Origin of the sequence: Streptococcus mitis (genome assembly GCF_946190325.1) — a bacterium.
Lineage (GTDB): Bacteria > Bacillota > Bacilli > Lactobacillales > Streptococcaceae > Streptococcus > Streptococcus mitis_CF.
In genome coordinates this window covers 71891-88701 of record NZ_CAMHZR010000003.1, presented here as the reverse complement: position 1 = coordinate 88701, position 16811 = coordinate 71891, and the positions used below count along the sequence as shown (strand labels likewise).

The following is a 16811-nucleotide window of genomic DNA, read 5'->3' as shown; positions in this document are numbered from 1 at the left end:
ATTTTGATGAGGTTGATTAAAATTAGTTGAGATTTTATCTTTCAGAAACTCGTGAAAACGTTGATTTTAAAGCACTTTGAAATTGGATAAAATAAGTGATGCCCCAACCAGGTCTTAAGAAAGCTCGTAAAGCATCACAATTCTCAAAACGTTAATCAACACGATTATATCAACGTTTCCAGACATTCAAGAATTTACTCTTGGATGTCTTTTTCGTTCAAAATAGATAAGTGGTGCTGTTTAAACTTGATTTTCCCAGTGGACAATCGTTCACTTTTTTTATATAATAAAACTAAACCAAATTGGTTGAATTTTAAAAGTGACTCAACTAAAGATTAGTTTTTCTAAGTAAAATCATTTAAGATGATGTTCTATACTAGGAGGTGAAGTATGTATCAGCCAGAAAAACTCAAGGCTCGTAGGAAAGAGTTAAAATTAACACAGAAGGAAATTGCAGAGCAACTTGGGATTAGCTTCCAGGCTTACTCGGCTTGGGAACGTGGAATCAAGGAACCGTCCAAGGAGAAGGTGTCCCAGCTAGAAAACATTTTAAAAGTCGCAAAAGGCTATTTCACTCAGATTGAGATTGTCCGTCTATACCATAGCCTTTCCAAGCAAGGGAAGGAGAAGGTTGTTCTCTATGCACGCAACCTGGTTCAAGAGGAACAGGCTCAGAAAGTGACAACCATGCCAGAGCGTCTCTACGAGTACCGTGTCTACGAACGCATGTCAGCGGGGATTGGAGCTTCAGTCTACGATGATCAGAATTTTGATACGGTTTACTTTAATGAGGAGTTGGCCCATGATTTTGCATCCTGGGTATCTGGAGACTCCATGGAACCTAAATATCAAAATGGTTCAGTAGCACTGATTCGAGAGACAGGATTTGACTATGACGGGGCGGTCTATGCAGTGGTTTGTAACAACCAGACCTATATCAAACGGGTCTATAGGGAGGAAGCTGGCCTGCGTCTGGTTTCTATCAATCCTAAATACAAGGATATTTTCATCTCCTATGAAGAAGATCCTCGGATTGTGGGGATTATCGTTGGGAACTTTGTGCCGATGGAGGGCTAGACTATGGGCTACTTTGATTATTCCAGAGAGCACAAAAGTGACATTGCCTTTGTCGATATGAAATCCTTTTATGCCAGTGTTGAGTGCGTGAAAAGGGGCTTACATCCGCTGAAAACCTCGCTTTGTGTCATGAGTCGCGCGGATAATTCCACTGGTCTTATCCTAGCCTCCTCTCCCTTGTTTAAGAAGATTTTTGGCAAGTCAAATGTTGGTCGGGCCTATGATTTGCCTTTTGACATCAAAACACGTAAATTTTCCTATTACAATGCTCGAAAGCAAGGGTTGCCGACCGACTCAGACTATGTTCGTTATATCGAAGATTGGGGTCAAGTGACCTTGATTGTGCCACCCAGGATGGATGAGTACATCGCAGTCAATATGGAAATTCAGCGAATCTTTCAGAATTATGGCAGTCCAGATGATATTTATCCTTACTCGATTGATGAGGGCTTTATTGACCTGACTAGTTCGCTTAACTATTTCATCCCAGATAAGAGTCTATCCCGTAAAGACAAGTTGGATCTGCTTTCTGCTCGTATTCAGAGGGATATTTGGAGGCAGACAGGGATTTACTCTACAGTAGGCATGTCCAATGCCAATCCCTTACTGGCCAAGTTGGCTCTGGATAATGAGGCCAAGCACACTCCGACCATGAGGGCTAACTGGTCTTACCAGGATGTGGAAGAGAAGGTCTGGGCCATTCCCCAGATGACAGACTTTTGGGGTATTGGCAGGCGGATGGAGAAACGCTTGCATGCTCTGGGAATTTTTTCCATCAAGGAATTGGCAACCAGCAATCCCGACCAGCTAAAGAAAGTTCTGGGTCAGGCTGGTCTTCGTTTGTGGTTTCATGCTAACGGGATTGATGAAAGTAATGTTCATAAGCCCTATAAAGCCAAATCCAAGGGCTTGGGGAATTCTCAAATTTTGCCGAGAGACTACGTGAAGCTACGAGACATCGAAATTATTCTTCGAGAAATGGCGGAGCAGGTGGCTATTAGATTGAGAAGGGCGGGCAAGAAAACAACCCTTGTCTCTATCTATGTCGGTTTCTCTAAACAGGAGATCCGGCAATCTATTCACACACAAATGAAGATCGAACCGACCAATAATACAGCTATTTTAACAGACCATGTTTTGAAGCTATTTCATAACAAATACACTTCTGGAGCGGTCAGAAGTATCGGAGTCAACTATTCAGGATTTGTGGATGAGTCCTTTGGTTTGATTTCCCTCTTTGATGATGTTGACAAGTTAGAAAAAGAGGAAAGGCTCCAGACGGCCATTGACTCCATTCGGGAACAATTTGGTTTCACTTCTCTCTTAAAGGCCAATGCACTGGAAGAAGCCTCTAGGAGTCTTGCCAGAAGCAAGCTGATTGGGGGACATTCTGCTGGAGGATTAGATGGATTAAAATGATTGATCGTTCTTATTTACCTTTTCAATCCGCGCGAGATTATCAAGATCCAGGTATGCAGAAGTGGATGGGATTTTACCTTTCAGAACACACCAGTTCGCTCAGTGAAGAAAAAAGCCGTGTTGATTTTTCGACGGATTTGACTCCAGATGAGAAGTTGCACTTGCTTTCTCAGCTTTATGTTGGCCAACTTAGGGGAAGTTTTGTGCTAAAGGAAAAGAAGCAGAAAACCACTATCATCGGTGTGGTGAGAGAGTTATCGCCTCAGACTCTATCTATTAGGACAAGCGAGGGATATAGGTTGATAGAGGTTGCAGATATCCTCGAAATTCGGCTGTGGGAGGAGGGAGTTTATGACTAGAAAAGAGTTGTATGAAAACAAACTGCAGATGGATTACTTTTCAGATAACTATATTCATTTTGAAGAGGATTTTCAAAAATACTCTGCCATGAACGTACCCTTGACTTTCTTGATTGATGACATCCTACGAACCATGGCGATGAATCAGAAAAACTACTTTGTTTTAAACAAGGAAAATGCCAAGGATGGGCGGGAGCATCGTTTTTATTTTAGGGTGGTAACGGAAAAAGCGTGTCCTAGAAATAGGACCTATGTATATGCTGGGATTAAAAATAGTGGCCAGTAGATTTGGTAGGAGATGAGCTCGTTCTCTGGTGTACATCATTTCAGCTATCTGCGGAGGAATTGCAGAAGCTTATTATGGTCTTTCTGATGAGATTAGACAAGAAGCCCTATCTTTTTTAGATAATCGTTTACTTGAAATTGTTGTTGAATTTGAAAATACTTATCCCAAATAATCATTCTGTTTTATAGATACTAAGACATCCATAGAAATTTATGGATGCTTTTTAATTTGTAGATAGAAAAAGAGAAGACCGGCTGGTCTTCTCTTTGGGGGAACTAGAATCATTGAAAAGAATTAAGTAAAGATTTTAATTAGTCTTTGAAATTCTTTTGGAAGATAAGTAGAGACAATACTGAAGTAATAGCAGCCAAGAATAAGAAGGCATTTGCTTCTTGCTCTCCAGTTTCTGGGAGTTGTTTTTCCTTGTCTTGTTTAACTGTAGTAGCAACAGGTGCTTTTTCATCTTTTCTTGGTGAATCTTCTGTTACAACTGCAGGAGCTGGTTTTTCAGTTTCTCTAGGTAGAACATACTCAGGGAGAGTCACAACTGGTGGTGCCTCTGTTCCTACAGAACTTTGTTTAGTTCCGACTTCAATCACTCTATCTAGAGCTGGAGTTGATTTGGTTTGGACTACCTTGCGATTGCTGCCATCTACTTCGACATACTCGATTATAGCACCATCTTTCCCTTCTGCTAGAACTTTCTCTTTTCCTTTATCTAAGTTTGGATTTTCATGACGGATAGTCTTGAATGGTACTGCCTTCTTGACAATATCCAAACTTGGAAGTTTAAAGACAAGGTCCTTAACTCCTTCTTCAGGACTTGAAGAAGTAATTGGTTTTTCAGGTTCTTTTGGTAGAAGGTACTCAGGAAGAGTCACAACTGGTGGAGTATCTGTTCCTACAGAACTTTGTTTAGTCCCAACTTCAATCACTCGGTCTAGAGCTGGAGTTGATTCGATTTGAACTACCTTACGATTGCTGCCATCTACTTCGATATACTCGATTATAGCACCATCTTTCCCTTCTGCTAGAACTTGTTCTTTCCCTTTGTCTAATTGTGGATTTTCGCGACGGATAGTCTTGAATGGTACTGCCTTCTTAACAATATCCAAACTTGGGAGTTGGAAGGTAAGCTCTTTAACTCCTTCTTCAGGACTTGAAGAAGTAATTGGTTTTTCAGGTTGTTTCGGTTCAACCGGTTGTCCTGGTTGGCTAGGTTGCAATTGCTTGATTTGTTCAAGAGCGTTATTGAGAGCTTTATTGACGTCTTCTTGAGTTTTAGCCTCTTGAATAGCTGCGATTGCTTTGTCAGTAATTTCAACTAATTTCTTCTTAGCATCGTTGTTGGCACCAAGCTCAGCAACTTTTTTCTCGATAGCTTCAGTCAGGCTAGCCATAGCCTTATCATAATTGATTTCCGGCTGTTCCGGTTGTTTCGGTTCAACCGGTTGTTCTGGTTGGCTAGGTTGCAATTGCTTGATCTGTTCAAGAGCGTTATTGAGAGCTTTGTTGACGTCTTCTTGAGTCTTCGCTTCTTGGATAGCTGCGATTGCTTTATCAGTAATTTCAACTAATTTCTTCTTAGCATCGTTGTTAGTACCAAGTTCAGCCACTTTTTTCTCGATAGCTTCAGTCAAGCTAGCCATAGCCTTATCATAATTGATTTCCGGCTGTTCAGGTTGTTTTGGTTCAACTGGTTGTTCTGGACTTGTTTCGTCTCCAGGTTTTTGGTAATTTTCGTCTTTGCTAAGAATATCTTGCAAAGTAGTGACTGTTGACATCACATCTTGTACATTTACCGTATCAGAACTTAATTGTGCAGTGAGTTTATCAAGATTAGACTTAAATGCTTGACGTGCAGTTGCTGTATTTTTCAAACCACTTGGATCAAAGTTAGATAAGTCGTCTTTCCATTTAGAGAGAGATTGAAGGATTTGTGTTTTGCTGTAGAGTTCGCTTCCTTCACCACGAGTGATGAATTGATCCACCTGGATACCGATGTTTCGAGACAAATCGTTTCGATCAGGATCTAGTTGAAGGGTGACTGCGTGCAAGTTTTCATCAAGACCTTTTAGGCTAACCAGAGTTTGATTGCCTTGGCGTTGAGCAGCGTGACCGCTAAAGTATTTCTTGCCCTCAATAGTCGACGCATTTCCCATGCCATCTTGGTAAGGAACTTCTTTGCCATCTAGGAAGACTTTGTAGATACCATGATTTGGATCAACATAGCCCTTGATATCAAGTCCAGTACCGTAGAAGTAGGCTGTGACAGTTGTCTTTTTCTTTTGTTCATCAGTTAAGCGACCAAAGGAAGCCCAAGACTCCGTTTTTTGGTACTTGTCTGCCGAATTGGTTTCATGGTGCCAGCCAGGACTGTAATCCAACTGACTAGCTTGGTCATCATAACTTGTTTGATCCTTGATCAGCAATTCAGCTTTCATCACTTGGATGGTTGCATCGGTAGCAAAACCGAGCAGGGCACCATCAGTGACAGAAGTGAGCTTGGCTTTGAAGTCAAAGATAGAGTCGGCTTGTTCTGTAAAGTCAATCGTTGGGATGGTAACAGTCTTTTCTGTTTCTCCATCTTCAAAAGTCACATCTTGAGTTGTATCTTGGTAAACTTTACCGTGAACACCAGTTCCAGGTTCTGTGATGAAGCGAACAGTAGCAGTTCCCTTGCTTCCACCGACACGTTTAATTTTAACAGTGACTGGTTTTCCTTTTTCGACTTCGTAGTTAGTAGACTCAAGTTCAAACATACCCTTGCTGTTATTGTTTAGAGTGTAGATTCCTTCTGTAGCAATAGGTTCACCTGTTTTGTTAACGAGAGTAATAGTGTGTTCTCCAGGTGCTAAATCACCAGTTTCGTAAACTTTTTGGCTACGTTTACGGCTACTGTTCTTGGTTTGTACATCTGCAACTTTTTGACCATCCACGTATACAGACATTTCACCATGGCTTGGATCTACTGTTGATACGACGTAAGCCTTGGTTCCTGTGAAACGATAGGTGACTTTGGCGTCTTTCTTGTTGGTCCACATAGAAGTACCGCGAATACCTTCTGACTCGTTGTACCAAGTTGTACCTTCTTTGTCAGCTGTTGTATTTGAGTGGTATTCTAGTCCAAGAGGATATCCATCATTCTTTTCGATAGTGCTTGGAGTTTTATAGACTGAGAAGTTGGTTAGGATTGGTGTGGCTTGTGAGCCAGTAATCGTAACTCGGATTTTTTGTGCTTCTACAGGTTGACCTTGGATCAAACGACGATAGCCTACGGTTGAACCTTCACCATATGGAACCCAGCGTCCGTTGATTTCGACTTCAATTTTGAATCCAGAAATACGTTGTCCTTTAGCAATATCTTCTTTTAGTTCAACAACGTCAAAGCGTCTCTTTTGTCCTAAATCAACTGTGAAACTACCAGTTGTAGCATCATTTGAAAGTGCCCAGCTGGTATCGTCTTTACCATCAGTCAGGTGGCTTTCCTTGTAGAGATGGTTCTGACGAGTCGAACTTGCTGTTACAGTTGCACCTTTGGCAAAGTCAGTCGCATACATTTGATCTAGAGTCGCTTTGAATTCTTTCAAGCGAGCCACGTCAGCATCTGCGAATTTACCTTCTTTGTTTGGTGGAATGTTGAGAAGAAGTGGCGTTCCACGACCAACAGACTTGAAGTAGATATCCATCAATTCTTTGAGGGATTTTGGTTGCTGGTTATCGTGGTAGAACCAGCCAGAGCGGATGGAAACATCTGCTTCTCCTACAGAGTACATATCTCCGTCAGGGTCACCGTGGTTAAGGTATTCGTTCTTAACATTTTCGGTGATGTTTGCTTTCTTGACCTTATGCCATACAGGGTCACCGGCGATACCACGCTCATTTCCAATCCAACGGATACTTGTTGGTTCGGCAGAGAAGATAGCGATATCTCCTTCAGCTTCCTTGATGTATTTGAACCACTCATCAAAAGTGTAGGTTACTTTTTGGGCACCGCTACCGCGTGCTCCATCCATCCAAACTTCGATAAATTTACCCTTATTACCGTATTTTGGATTACCAAGGATTTCTTTTAGTTGATTGAGGTAGTATTCGTTGTATTCTTTTTGAGTAGCTACCTTATATTTAGGGCTATTAACATCCCATGGTGATAGGTAAACACCCATGTTCATATCGTATTTAGTAGCCGATTTAGAGATTTCTTCTAAAAGGTCACCCTTTCCATCTTTCCATGGACTTGCAGCTACGGTATGATTTGTATATTTAGATGGGTAAATAACGAAACCATCGTGGTGTTTGACAACCATAATAGTTCGTTTAAAGCCAGTTTCCTTTAGAGTACGGATCCATTGATCTGTATCTAAGTTAGTTGGATTGAAGTTTTTAGGGTCTTCATTTCCATGTCCCCACTCAGAATTAGTATAAGTATTCATACCATAGTGGATAAAGGCAGCTAATTCTTCCTTGTGATAATCAAGTTGAGCCTTGCTTGGAAGGGGACCGTGATTTCCAATTTCTGTTTCTTTATCTTCTGGATGAGCAGCAGGTAAAACAGTTGAAGTCGGATTAGAGTTATCAGAGATTTTTTCGTATTCAAAGACAACATCATTCACACCCTTGTGCTGGATGCTGGCTTCTAAGCGTGGAGTGATTGCGCGGTAGCCTGCGATTTCTTTTGCTTCAAAAGTGTTTACAAATGAAACATCGTATTCTTTTCCGTCATTATTATCAGTAACAACATCTGCTAATTCTTGCTCTGAGCCTTTCAAACGATAATGAATGGCAAATGAACCTTTATTCACTTTATAAACCACCTTGATGACCCGTGTTCCTGGAGCTGTTTTGCTGACGACGTTGTAGGTCCACTCATCTTTGAGTTGTTTGTTGATTTCGACGCCATCAATAGAGACAATCTGGTATTTCTCTTGATTTTTTGTATAGAAGTCAGTCTTAGCGATTTCTTTTTTGAAGTTATAATCAAAAGCTGTTCCAACTTCAGTTTTTTCAACAAAAGTATCATCAGTTTTGATTGGATTACCAGTTTCATCTACGTGTTGAACAACTACACGTCCGTAATCGATTCCTTTAATGAGTGTCGCAACACCATTTTCATCGAAAGAATATTGATTTTCGCCAATAACAGCAGTTTTATTTCTGAACATTTCTCCTTCAGGAGTAAAGTAATATCGTTTCCCATTATCACCTTGGTACCAACCTTTGACACCATATTTAGCGATAATATCTTTTACCCATTTTACTTGCTCGGGTGAGAGGACGATTCCGCCACCGAAGCGGTCTTTGTCAGGGATGCCGTTTTCAATTGTGCCGTGTTGGTGAACACCGACTACTTTACCATCACCGTTGATAATACCAGCACCTGAAAGGCCTGAAACAGAAGTCATATGATAGGTGATGCCTTTTGAGCCTTTATCATCATAATTATCAACAGATTTCACGACACCATCAGCCTTGTAAAGTTGACCAGCTACAATTGGTTTTTTGAGCTCAGGTGAGCTTGAATCAGTTGGATATCCAATCGTGCTAACAGGGTCCCCAGGTTGATAGGTTTTATTTTCTGCCAAGGGAACAAAGGTAGCAGCTTTATTTGGACTAGCGATTTGAAGAGGAACAGGTGCTACAACAGCAGCCAAGTCATTTTGATATCCTTTTCCAAATTCTTTCTTGTTCCAAAAATGAATATCTTCTTCTTTGAAAAGAGTAGTATTACCCGTTACAGGTTGAGAATTGCGAACAGCAGAATTAGAACCGAGGTTATAGTAAAACTTAGCAGAATCTCCGCCTCGAATATGTCCTTCTTTTGTATCACGGTTTGATTCTAAAAAGTTGTGGGCAACAGTCAAGATGACATTTGGTGCCACAAAAATACCAGAACCAGACACGATATAGCGTTGGGAACCACCATTGTAAATAGTGTAAATCATACTAGCAGCAGTAGCAGGTTGTCCTTCATAAGGGACGTGCTTCAAATCTAGACCACCGTTGATAATTGCACGATTACCATTTTCAGCTTCTTTTGGAAGTTCTTCCTTGTTTTTTAGAATGCTTTCTGTCTCAACTTTAGGACTATCCTTCTTGTCTACGATTGCTGAAGTATCTATGTTTTTCACGGGTGCATCAGGATAAGCTTGATCGTGGATTTCTTCAGGAAGCAAGTCAGTAGTTTTAGTTTCTGCTACAGTCTTCTCTTCTACTGGTTTAACAGTTTTTTCTGCTTTCTCTGCTTTCTCTGACTCTTGAGGTGTAGAAATTACAGGACTTTCATTTTTGACTTCTGGTTTGGTTTTTTCAACTTCGGCCAATTTTTCTACATTTGGTTGAGAGCTTGTAGCTTCAATTTTTGCTTCGTCAGCTAGTGCTGTACCAGATGCAAAAAAAGCGAGTCCGACCATAACCGAAGCAACTCCAACGGTTAATTTTCTGATGCTAAAAGTTTGCTCTTTTTCAAAAAGGTATCGATTCATAATGTACTCCTAGTTTGAATCAAGACAGTCAGCTACTGTCTGAGCCCAAGTATGACTTGGAAACGATTTTCTTTAGCGATAGTTAGATTTTGTGCAATAGTTTGAGACTAATTACCCCCTCTGTTTAAGCGCTTTCATTTTGAGGTGAAAAAATTTAAATTGCCATCTTAATCTTTAAAATGACCTAAAAAGCTTTAATATAACAAATATACTAAATTATTCCAAGAAATGCAATAGAGAAAGTAAACCTAATTTAAAGAAATTCTTTCACTTTTTAAAGAAAAATACATCCTTTCAAGAATTAAACTGAATGAAAGAATGTATTCAAAAAAAGTCAGAGTAATTTTTGTATCGCCTCTTCAATTTGTTTTGGGTCTGTTTTTGAAGAGAAGCGTTCAAAGACCTGCCCATCTCGACCGATGAGAAACTTAGCGAAATTCCATTCGATTCGTTTTCCTAGTGGACCAGATTTTTGTTCTTTCAACCAAACATAGAGAGGATCTGCTTCCTTACCGTTGACCTTGATCTTGGAAAAACGTGGGAAGCTGGTCTGATAATGTAGGCTACAGAAGGCGTTTATTTCCTCTGCACTACCTGGTGCTTGTCCCATAAACTGATTGCAAGGGAAGTCTAAAATCTCAAAACCTTGTTCTTGATAGCGGTCATAGAGTTCTTGGAGACCTTGGTACTGGGGCGTTAAACCACATCCAGTAGCAGTGTTGACAACCAAGAGAATCTTACCACGATAGGTCTCTAGTGGAGTTTCTTGATGGTCTTGGTTCAAGACTGAAAAATCGTATAGTGAAGTCATTGCTTGCTTTTCTCCTTCTGTTTGGTATTTTTAGGAGTTTTCTCCTCCTGTAGTGATAGAAATCCGTAGGTCAGGGTTCCAAAAATGCTACCGATAATCAGGCCATACATCAGGAAAGGACCACTTTTATCGAATTGCATGAGCAACTTCATAAAATCTGAAAGGGACATCTGCTGAACGAAGACTTTATGAAAGATGAGTAAGGTAAAGAAGCCAATCTGAATACCGATAAACACAATCCAGCTTCGGAATTTGATTTGGGTTTTGCTGTAGGTTTTGAGGATGATTTCTGATTTGTCATCCTTTTCAAGATGAAGCTCTTGGACGGCTTTTTGAGCTTTTATACTCATGAACAAAATGAGTCCAAAATAGATGTAGGGCATAACATTTCGAACAATTTCTATAAAGCTTCCGAACAAAATATAGAATAGGAAGAGAATGAAGGAAGAGTAAAAGATTTGGATCATGGAACGGGCGCAAGCCTTGTAGATAACCTCTTGACGGCATTCATCAAAAGGGCCTTGGATATGAAAGAAATTTCGAAGTAGGCGAGTGGTTAAGTCTTCTTTTTTCATGGGTGATTTCTCCTAAATGAACGATGCTATTTTGTTTCTTTTACGAATTGATAGAGATAATAAAGATAAGTAATAGAAGAAAGGATAGCGATAGTTAGCAGTATATAATATTTCCAATTGCTTGAAATGAGCGTCAGTTGTGGTAAGGATAGAATCATAAAGATTAGTGCTAAGTTGAGTATGCGCGTTTTTTGGGAGTCGATTTTTAGATAAGTCAATCCTTTGTTGAGTGCTGGAACAAAGACTGGAAGGAGGACTATATCGTAGATTGGCAAGTTCCCTGAAACGATGATGAAGATGAGCAGAGAACTGAACAAAAGATGATAGATAAGTAAAGTTACTAGTGATTTCATAGGGCACCTCCTAATCCTCATCTTGATCTTTCTTAGTTTTTGCAATGCGACGGGAGATGAGGAACTGTATACTCGCTCCGAAGAAGATAGAACCGAGAATGCTTGATACACCATTTCTTATAGTGAGAAGAGAATTAAAATAGTCCGGACTTTCACCTATGAGTATATGGAGAAGAGGAGTTATAAAAAACATCCATAGACCAAAGAACAAACCTGCTTTCAGACCTGGGTGGTGTAGTTGCTTACTTTCTTTCTCATTCAGCATATCTGGATCAATAGCTGTAATCCCTGTTTTTTTCATTTGGTAGGTGACATAGCCAGCAGCGATGAGGGCAATCACTAAAATTAGAGGAGGATAGATTAGAGCCACTTCTTGAGGGTATTTATAGGCCAGAAGGAGTGGAATAAGATTTCCGAAAATCATCAGATAAAAAAGAACGATAAAGACTTGGTTCCCAATACGATCGGCCTCACGCCGTTTGTATTCGTCAAGGGGACCAGAAATGCCGTATGTGCGTTTGATGAGTTTTTCAGTGAAGGTTTCTTTTTTCATAAGTTGGCTCCTTTTTTAAAAATCTTCCTCCCAAAAGAGACTGTTGAGGTCAGTTTGGAGGCTGCGGGCGAGATTGAGACAAAGTTCCAGGGTTGGGTTGTACTTGTCGTTTTCAATCATATTGATGGTTTGTCTCGAGACACCGATATCCTTGGCGAGTTCGAGCTGGGAAATGCCCAGTTCCTTGCGAAATTCTTTCACACGATTCATATGTTCTCCTTTCTGATTTGTGTCGTATATATTTGACTATATTATATTCTTCTATAGAGCGAATGTCAAGCATATTTGACATATTTCTTAAAGAAATCTTACTTGTTTTTGACCTATTTGTCTGACTAGTGCAAGCTAGTCGGATTTGTGGTAAAATAGATAAGATATGACAAAAGAATTTCATCATGTAACGGTCTTACTCCACGAAACGATTGATATGCTTGATGTGAAACCTGACGGTGTTTACGTTGATGCGACCTTGGGTGGAGCAGGCCATAGCGAATATTTATTAAGTAAATTAAGTGAAAAAGGCCATCTCTATGCCTTTGACCAGGACCAGAATGCCATTGATAATGCGCAAAAACGCTTGGCACCTTACATTGAAAAGGGGATGGTGACCTTTATCAAGGATAACTTCCGTCATTTACAGGCACGTTTGCACGAAGCTGGTGTTCAGGAAATTGATGGAATTTGTTATGACTTGGGAGTGTCTAGTCCTCAATTGGACCAGCGTGAGCGTGGTTTTTCTTATAAAAAGGATGCGCCACTGGACATGCGGATGAATCAGGAAGCTAGTCTGACAGCCTATGAAGTGGTGAACCATTATGACTATCATGACTTGGTTCGTATTTTCTTCAAATATGGCGAGGACAAATTCTCTAAACAGATCGCGCGTAAGATTGAACAAGCACGTGAAGTCAAGCCAATCGAGACAACGACTGAGTTGGCAGAGATCATCAAGTCGGCTAAGCCTGCTAAGGAGCTCAAGAAGAAGGGCCATCCTGCCAAGCAGATTTTCCAAGCTATTCGGATTGAAGTCAATGATGAACTGGGAGCTGCAGATGAATCTATCCAGCAGGCTATGGATATGTTAGCTCTAGATGGTAGAATCTCAGTGATTACCTTCCATTCACTAGAAGACCGCTTGACCAAGCAATTGTTCAAGGAAGCTTCAACGGTTGAAGTTCCAAAAGGTTTGCCTTTCATCCCAGATGATCTCAAGCCTAAGATGGAATTGGTGTCCCGTAAGCCAATCTTGCCAAGTGCAGAAGAATTAGAAGCCAATAACCGCTCGCACTCAGCTAAGTTGCGCGTGGCCAGAAAAATTCACAAGTAAGAGGAAAAAATGGTAGATAAGAAAGAAACAACCAGTCAATTCTTGCAGAATCGTATAAAAAAATTCTCACGTGTGGAGAAGGCTTTTTATCTTTCCATCGCTTTTACGGCTCTCGTTTTAGCAGTGAGTATCATCTTTATGCAGACACGACTCTTGCAAGTGCAAAGTGATTTAACAAAAATCAATGCGCAGATAGAGGAAAAGAAGACAGAGCTGGATGATGCTAAGCAGGAAGTGAATGAATTGATTCGTTCCGAGCGCTTGAAAGAAATTGCAGATAAAAAAGATTTGAAATTGAATAATGAAAATATCCGAACAGCGGAGTAAGATATGAAATGGACAGAAAAAATAACCCGATTTGCGATAAAAAATCGTAAGTCTCCAGCAAAAAACCGTAGGATAGTTGGCAAGTACCTCAGCTTTTTAGCTGTTGCCCTTTTCGGCCTCTTTTTGGCCAATTTTGCTTATATTATCGCAAAAGGTAATATATTTGGTACTGACTTGGTAAAAGAGGCTAAAAAGGTTCACCAAACAACCCGAACAGTTCCTGCCAAACGTGGGACTATCTATGACCGAAATGGAGTGCCTATTGCTGAAGATGCGACTTCCTATAACGTCTATGCTGTTATTGATAAAAAATACAAGTCAGCAACCGGAAAAATTCTTTATGTAGAGGATTCGCAGTTTAATAAGGTAGCTGAAGTCTTCCATAAGTATTTAGACATGGATGAAGCTTATGTGAAAGAGCAATTAGCTCAACCAAATCTGACCCAAGTTTCCTTTGGTGCAAAAGGAAATGGGATTACCTATGCCAATATGATGGCTATTAAAAAAGATTTGAAAGATGCTAGTGTGGAAGGGATTGACTTTACAACTAGCCCTAACAGAAGCTATCCAAATGGACAATTTGCTTCTAGCTTTATTGGCTTAGCCCAACTTCATGAAAATGAGGATGGTAGTAAGAGTTTGTTAGGGACTTCTGGTTTGGAGAGTTCTTTAAATACCATTCTTGCTGGGACAGACGGTATTATTACCTATGAAAAAGACCGTGTAGGAAATATCGTACCAGGTACAGAACTGGTATCGCAACAAACTGTGGATGGCAAGGATGTTTATACAACATTGTCTAGTCCGCTACAATCTTTCATGGAAACTCAGATGGATGCCTTTCTAGAAAAAGTAAAAGGTAAGTATATGACCGCGACCTTGGTCAGTGCAAAGACCGGTGAAATTCTCGCTACCACCCAACGACCTACCTTTAATGCAGATACTAAAGAAGGAATCACTGAGGACTTTGTTTGGCGTGACATTCTTTATCAAAGTAACTATGAACCAGGATCAACCATGAAGGTTATGACGTTAGCTTCTTCTATTGATAATAATACCTTCCCAAGTGGAGAATACTTCAATAGCAGTGAATTAAAAATAGCGGATGCGACGATTCGAGATTGGGATGTTAATGATGGTTTGACGACTGGTAGGATGATGACTTTCTCACAAGGTTTCGCTCACTCCAGTAATGTTGGAATGAGTCTACTTGAACAAAAAATGGGAGATGCTACTTGGTTGGATTATCTAAACCGCTTTAAATTTGGGGTCCCAACTCGCTTTGGCTTGACAGATGAATACGCTGGTCAACTTCCAGCTGATAATATTGTCAATATTGCTCAAAGCTCATTTGGGCAAGGGATTTCAGTAACACAAACACAAATGCTTCGTGCCTTTACAGCTATTGCTAATGATGGAGTTATGCTGGAGCCAAAATTTATAAGTGCTATTTATGATACTAACAATCAGTCTGTACGAAAGTCTCAAAAAGAGATTGTAGGAAAACCTGTATCTGAAGATGCAGCAAGCTTGACTCGTACTAACATGATATTAGTTGGGACGGACCCTCTATATGGAACTATGTATAATCACTACACAGGAAAGCCAATTATAACAGTTCCTGGACAAAATGTAGCAGTTAAATCCGGTACGGCTCAAATCGCTGATGAGAAAAATGGAGGATACTTGGTTGGTTCTACCAATTATATTTTCTCAGTTGTGACTATGAATCCTGCTGAAAATCCTGATTTTATCTTGTATGTAACGGTTCAACAGCCTGAGCATTATTCAGCTGCCCAGTTGGGAGAGTTTTCCAATCCAATCTTGGAGCGGGCTTCAGCGATGAAAGAATCTCTGAACCTTCAATCTCCAGCTAAGAATTTAGATCAAGTGACGACAGAATCTTCGTATGCAATGCCTAGCATCAAGGATATTTCACCTGGTGATTTGGCGGAAGCCTTACGTCGAAATATTGTGCAACCAATCGTTGTTGGTACTGGAACAAAGATTAAAGAGACTTCTGTAGAAGAAGGAAAAAATCTTGCACCAAACCAACAAGTTCTCCTTTTATCGGATAAGGTAGAAGAAATTCCAGATATGTATGGCTGGAAAAAAGAGACTGCTGAGGCCTTTGCTAAATGGTTGGATATTGAGCTAGAATTTGAAGGTTCAGGTTCCGTCGTCCAAAAGCAAGACGTTCGGACCAATACAGCTATCAAAAACATTAAAAAAATTAAATTAACTTTAGGAGACTAATATGTTTATTTCCATCAGTGCTGGAATTGTGACATTTTTACTAACTTTAGTAGGAATTCCGGCCTTTATCCAATTTTATAGAAAGGCGCAAATTACAGGCCAGCAGATGCATGAGGATGTCAAACAGCACCAGGCAAAAGCTGGGACTCCTACAATGGGGGGGCTTGTTTTCCTCATTGCTGCAGTTGTGGTGAGTTTCCTCGTCGCTCTTTTTTCAAAACAATTGACCAATAATGTTGGTATGGTTTTGTTTATTTTGGTCTTGTATGGTTTGGTTGGTTTTTTAGATGACTTCCTCAAGGTCTTCCGAAAGATCAATGAGGGGCTAAACCCCAAACAGAAATTGGCTCTTCAGCTGCTAGGTGGCGTCATTTTCTACCTTTTTTATGAGCGTGGGGGCGATATGCTCTCTGTCTTTGGCTACCAAGTTCATTTAGGGATTTTCTATATTATCTTCGCTCTTTTCTGGCTAGTCGGTTTTTCAAACGCAGTCAACTTGACAGATGGTATTGACGGTCTAGCTAGTATTTCCGTTGTGATTAGCTTGTCTGCCTATGGAGTTATTGCCTATGTGCAAGGTCAGATGGATATCCTTCTAGTGATTCTTGCCATGATTGGTGGTTTGCTTGGTTTCTTCGTCTTTAACCATAAGCCTGCTAAAGTCTTTATGGGGGATGTGGGAAGCTTGGCCTTAGGTGGAATGCTGGCAGCTATCTCTATGGCCCTCCACCAAGAATGGACTCTCTTGATTATCGGAATTGTTTATGTCTTTGAAACAACTTCGGTTATGATGCAAGTCAGTTATTTCAAACTGACAGGTGGTAAACGTATTTTTCGTATGACGCCTGTGCATCATCATTTTGAGCTTGGAGGATTGTCTGGTAAGGGAAGTCCTTGGAGCGAGTGGAAGGTCGACTTCTTCTTTTGGGGAGTGGGACTCCTAGCAAGTCTCTTGACCCTAGCAATTTTATACCTACTGTAAAAAA

15 protein-coding genes are annotated in these 16811 nt (G+C 40.4%); 9 read left to right on the top strand and 6 right to left on the bottom strand.

Annotated elements, in window-relative coordinates; genetic code table 11:
* Nucleotides 1-390 precede the first annotated feature (390 nt).
* Genes N8M95_RS05565 through N8M95_RS05545 form a run of 5 tightly spaced genes read left to right on the top strand, consistent with a single transcriptional unit; the run spans nucleotide 391 to nucleotide 3313 of the window.
* Nucleotides 391-1077, top strand: a complete 687-nt coding sequence (locus N8M95_RS05565) for an XRE family transcriptional regulator (RefSeq protein WP_261116766.1) — start codon at nucleotides 391-393, stop codon at nucleotides 1075-1077.
* Nucleotides 1078-1080: 3 nt separating this feature from the next.
* Nucleotides 1081-2496: a Y-family DNA polymerase gene (locus N8M95_RS05560; RefSeq protein WP_261116765.1), complete on the top strand. Its 1416-nt coding sequence runs from the start codon at nucleotides 1081-1083 to the stop codon at nucleotides 2494-2496.
* Nucleotides 2493-2855 carry a hypothetical protein gene (locus N8M95_RS05555; RefSeq protein ID WP_049486633.1) on the top strand — a complete coding sequence of 121 codons (363 nt, stop codon included), beginning with the start codon at nucleotides 2493-2495 and terminating at the stop codon, nucleotides 2853-2855. The genes N8M95_RS05560 and N8M95_RS05555 overlap by 4 nt, the downstream gene beginning before the upstream one ends.
* Nucleotides 2848-3141 carry a DUF5960 family protein gene (locus tag N8M95_RS05550; protein WP_061864524.1) on the top strand — a complete coding sequence of 98 codons (294 nt, stop codon included), beginning with the start codon at nucleotides 2848-2850 and terminating at the stop codon, nucleotides 3139-3141. The genes N8M95_RS05555 and N8M95_RS05550 overlap by 8 nt, the downstream gene beginning before the upstream one ends.
* A gap of 28 nt (nucleotides 3142-3169) precedes the next feature.
* Entirely contained in the window at nucleotides 3170-3313 is a 144-nt protein-coding gene (locus N8M95_RS05545; RefSeq protein WP_004269895.1) for a hypothetical protein, read from the top strand.
* Nucleotides 3314-3452: 139 nt separating this feature from the next.
* On the opposite strand, the gene N8M95_RS05540 is transcribed toward N8M95_RS05545, so the two are convergent.
* From N8M95_RS05540 to N8M95_RS05515, 6 genes are all read right to left on the bottom strand, one after another.
* Entirely contained in the window at nucleotides 3453-9623 is a 6171-nt protein-coding gene (locus tag N8M95_RS05540; RefSeq protein ID WP_261116764.1) for an alpha-L-fucosidase, read from the bottom strand.
* 334 nt (nucleotides 9624-9957) lie between these two features.
* The gene (locus tag N8M95_RS05535; RefSeq protein ID WP_261116763.1) at nucleotides 9958-10434 is read right to left on the bottom strand and encodes a glutathione peroxidase; all 477 of its coding nucleotides are present in this window, start codon (nucleotides 10432-10434) and stop codon (nucleotides 9958-9960) included.
* Nucleotides 10431-11009, bottom strand: coding sequence for a DUF3278 domain-containing protein (locus tag N8M95_RS05530; RefSeq protein WP_084861936.1), 579 nt, complete (start codon nucleotides 11007-11009; stop codon nucleotides 10431-10433). The genes N8M95_RS05535 and N8M95_RS05530 overlap by 4 nt, the downstream gene beginning before the upstream one ends.
* A gap of 26 nt (nucleotides 11010-11035) precedes the next feature.
* Complete coding sequence (locus N8M95_RS05525) at nucleotides 11036-11362, bottom strand: hypothetical protein (RefSeq protein WP_020902169.1); 327 nt, start codon at nucleotides 11360-11362, stop codon at nucleotides 11036-11038.
* A gap of 10 nt (nucleotides 11363-11372) precedes the next feature.
* Entirely contained in the window at nucleotides 11373-11915 is a 543-nt protein-coding gene (locus N8M95_RS05520; RefSeq protein ID WP_020902170.1) for a DUF3278 domain-containing protein, read from the bottom strand.
* 15 nt (nucleotides 11916-11930) lie between these two features.
* Complete coding sequence (locus tag N8M95_RS05515) at nucleotides 11931-12125, bottom strand: helix-turn-helix transcriptional regulator (protein WP_001082472.1); 195 nt, start codon at nucleotides 12123-12125, stop codon at nucleotides 11931-11933.
* Nucleotides 12126-12291: 166 nt separating this feature from the next.
* On the opposite strand from N8M95_RS05515, the gene rsmH reads away from it, so the two are divergent.
* The 4 genes from rsmH to mraY are packed head-to-tail and all read left to right on the top strand — an operon-like array spanning nucleotide 12292 to nucleotide 16807.
* Complete coding sequence (gene rsmH / locus N8M95_RS05510; protein WP_261116762.1) at nucleotides 12292-13242, top strand: 16S rRNA (cytosine(1402)-N(4))-methyltransferase RsmH; 951 nt, start codon at nucleotides 12292-12294, stop codon at nucleotides 13240-13242.
* A 9-nt stretch (nucleotides 13243-13251) separates the two neighbouring features.
* The gene (gene ftsL / locus N8M95_RS05505) at nucleotides 13252-13569 is read left to right on the top strand and encodes a cell division protein FtsL (protein WP_000227824.1); all 318 of its coding nucleotides are present in this window, start codon (nucleotides 13252-13254) and stop codon (nucleotides 13567-13569) included.
* A 3-nt stretch (nucleotides 13570-13572) separates the two neighbouring features.
* Nucleotides 13573-15825, top strand: coding sequence for a penicillin-binding protein PBP2X (pbp2x, locus tag N8M95_RS05500; RefSeq protein WP_064275919.1), 2253 nt, complete (start codon nucleotides 13573-13575; stop codon nucleotides 15823-15825).
* 1 nt (nucleotide 15826) lies between these two features.
* Nucleotides 15827-16807 (top strand): phospho-N-acetylmuramoyl-pentapeptide-transferase, encoded by a 981-nt coding sequence (mraY, locus tag N8M95_RS05495; protein WP_218493995.1) that lies wholly within the window; start codon nucleotides 15827-15829, stop codon nucleotides 16805-16807.
* Nucleotides 16808-16811: the final 4 nt, after the last annotated feature.

Coding starts and splice junctions, on each gene's coding strand:
- N8M95_RS05565 (WP_261116766.1), top strand. CDS start 391: ATGTATCAGCCAGAAAAACTCAAGGCTCGTAGGAAAGAGTTAAAATTA.
- N8M95_RS05560 (WP_261116765.1), top strand. CDS start 1,081: ATGGGCTACTTTGATTATTCCAGAGAGCACAAAAGTGACATTGCCTTT.
- N8M95_RS05555 (WP_049486633.1), top strand. CDS start 2,493: ATGATTGATCGTTCTTATTTACCTTTTCAATCCGCGCGAGATTATCAA.
- N8M95_RS05550 (WP_061864524.1), top strand. CDS start 2,848: ATGACTAGAAAAGAGTTGTATGAAAACAAACTGCAGATGGATTACTTT.
- N8M95_RS05540 (WP_261116764.1), bottom strand. CDS start 9,623: ATGAATCGATACCTTTTTGAAAAAGAGCAAACTTTTAGCATCAGAAAA.
- N8M95_RS05535 (WP_261116763.1), bottom strand. CDS start 10,434: ATGACTTCACTATACGATTTTTCAGTCTTGAACCAAGACCATCAAGAA.
- N8M95_RS05530 (WP_084861936.1), bottom strand. CDS start 11,009: ATGAAAAAAGAAGACTTAACCACTCGCCTACTTCGAAATTTCTTTCAT.
- N8M95_RS05525 (WP_020902169.1), bottom strand. CDS start 11,362: ATGAAATCACTAGTAACTTTACTTATCTATCATCTTTTGTTCAGTTCT.
- N8M95_RS05520 (WP_020902170.1), bottom strand. CDS start 11,915: ATGAAAAAAGAAACCTTCACTGAAAAACTCATCAAACGCACATACGGC.
- N8M95_RS05515 (WP_001082472.1), bottom strand. CDS start 12,125: ATGAATCGTGTGAAAGAATTTCGCAAGGAACTGGGCATTTCCCAGCTC.
- rsmH (WP_261116762.1), top strand. CDS start 12,292: ATGACAAAAGAATTTCATCATGTAACGGTCTTACTCCACGAAACGATT.
- ftsL (WP_000227824.1), top strand. CDS start 13,252: ATGGTAGATAAGAAAGAAACAACCAGTCAATTCTTGCAGAATCGTATA.
- pbp2x (WP_064275919.1), top strand. CDS start 13,573: ATGAAATGGACAGAAAAAATAACCCGATTTGCGATAAAAAATCGTAAG.
- mraY (WP_218493995.1), top strand. CDS start 15,827: ATGTTTATTTCCATCAGTGCTGGAATTGTGACATTTTTACTAACTTTA.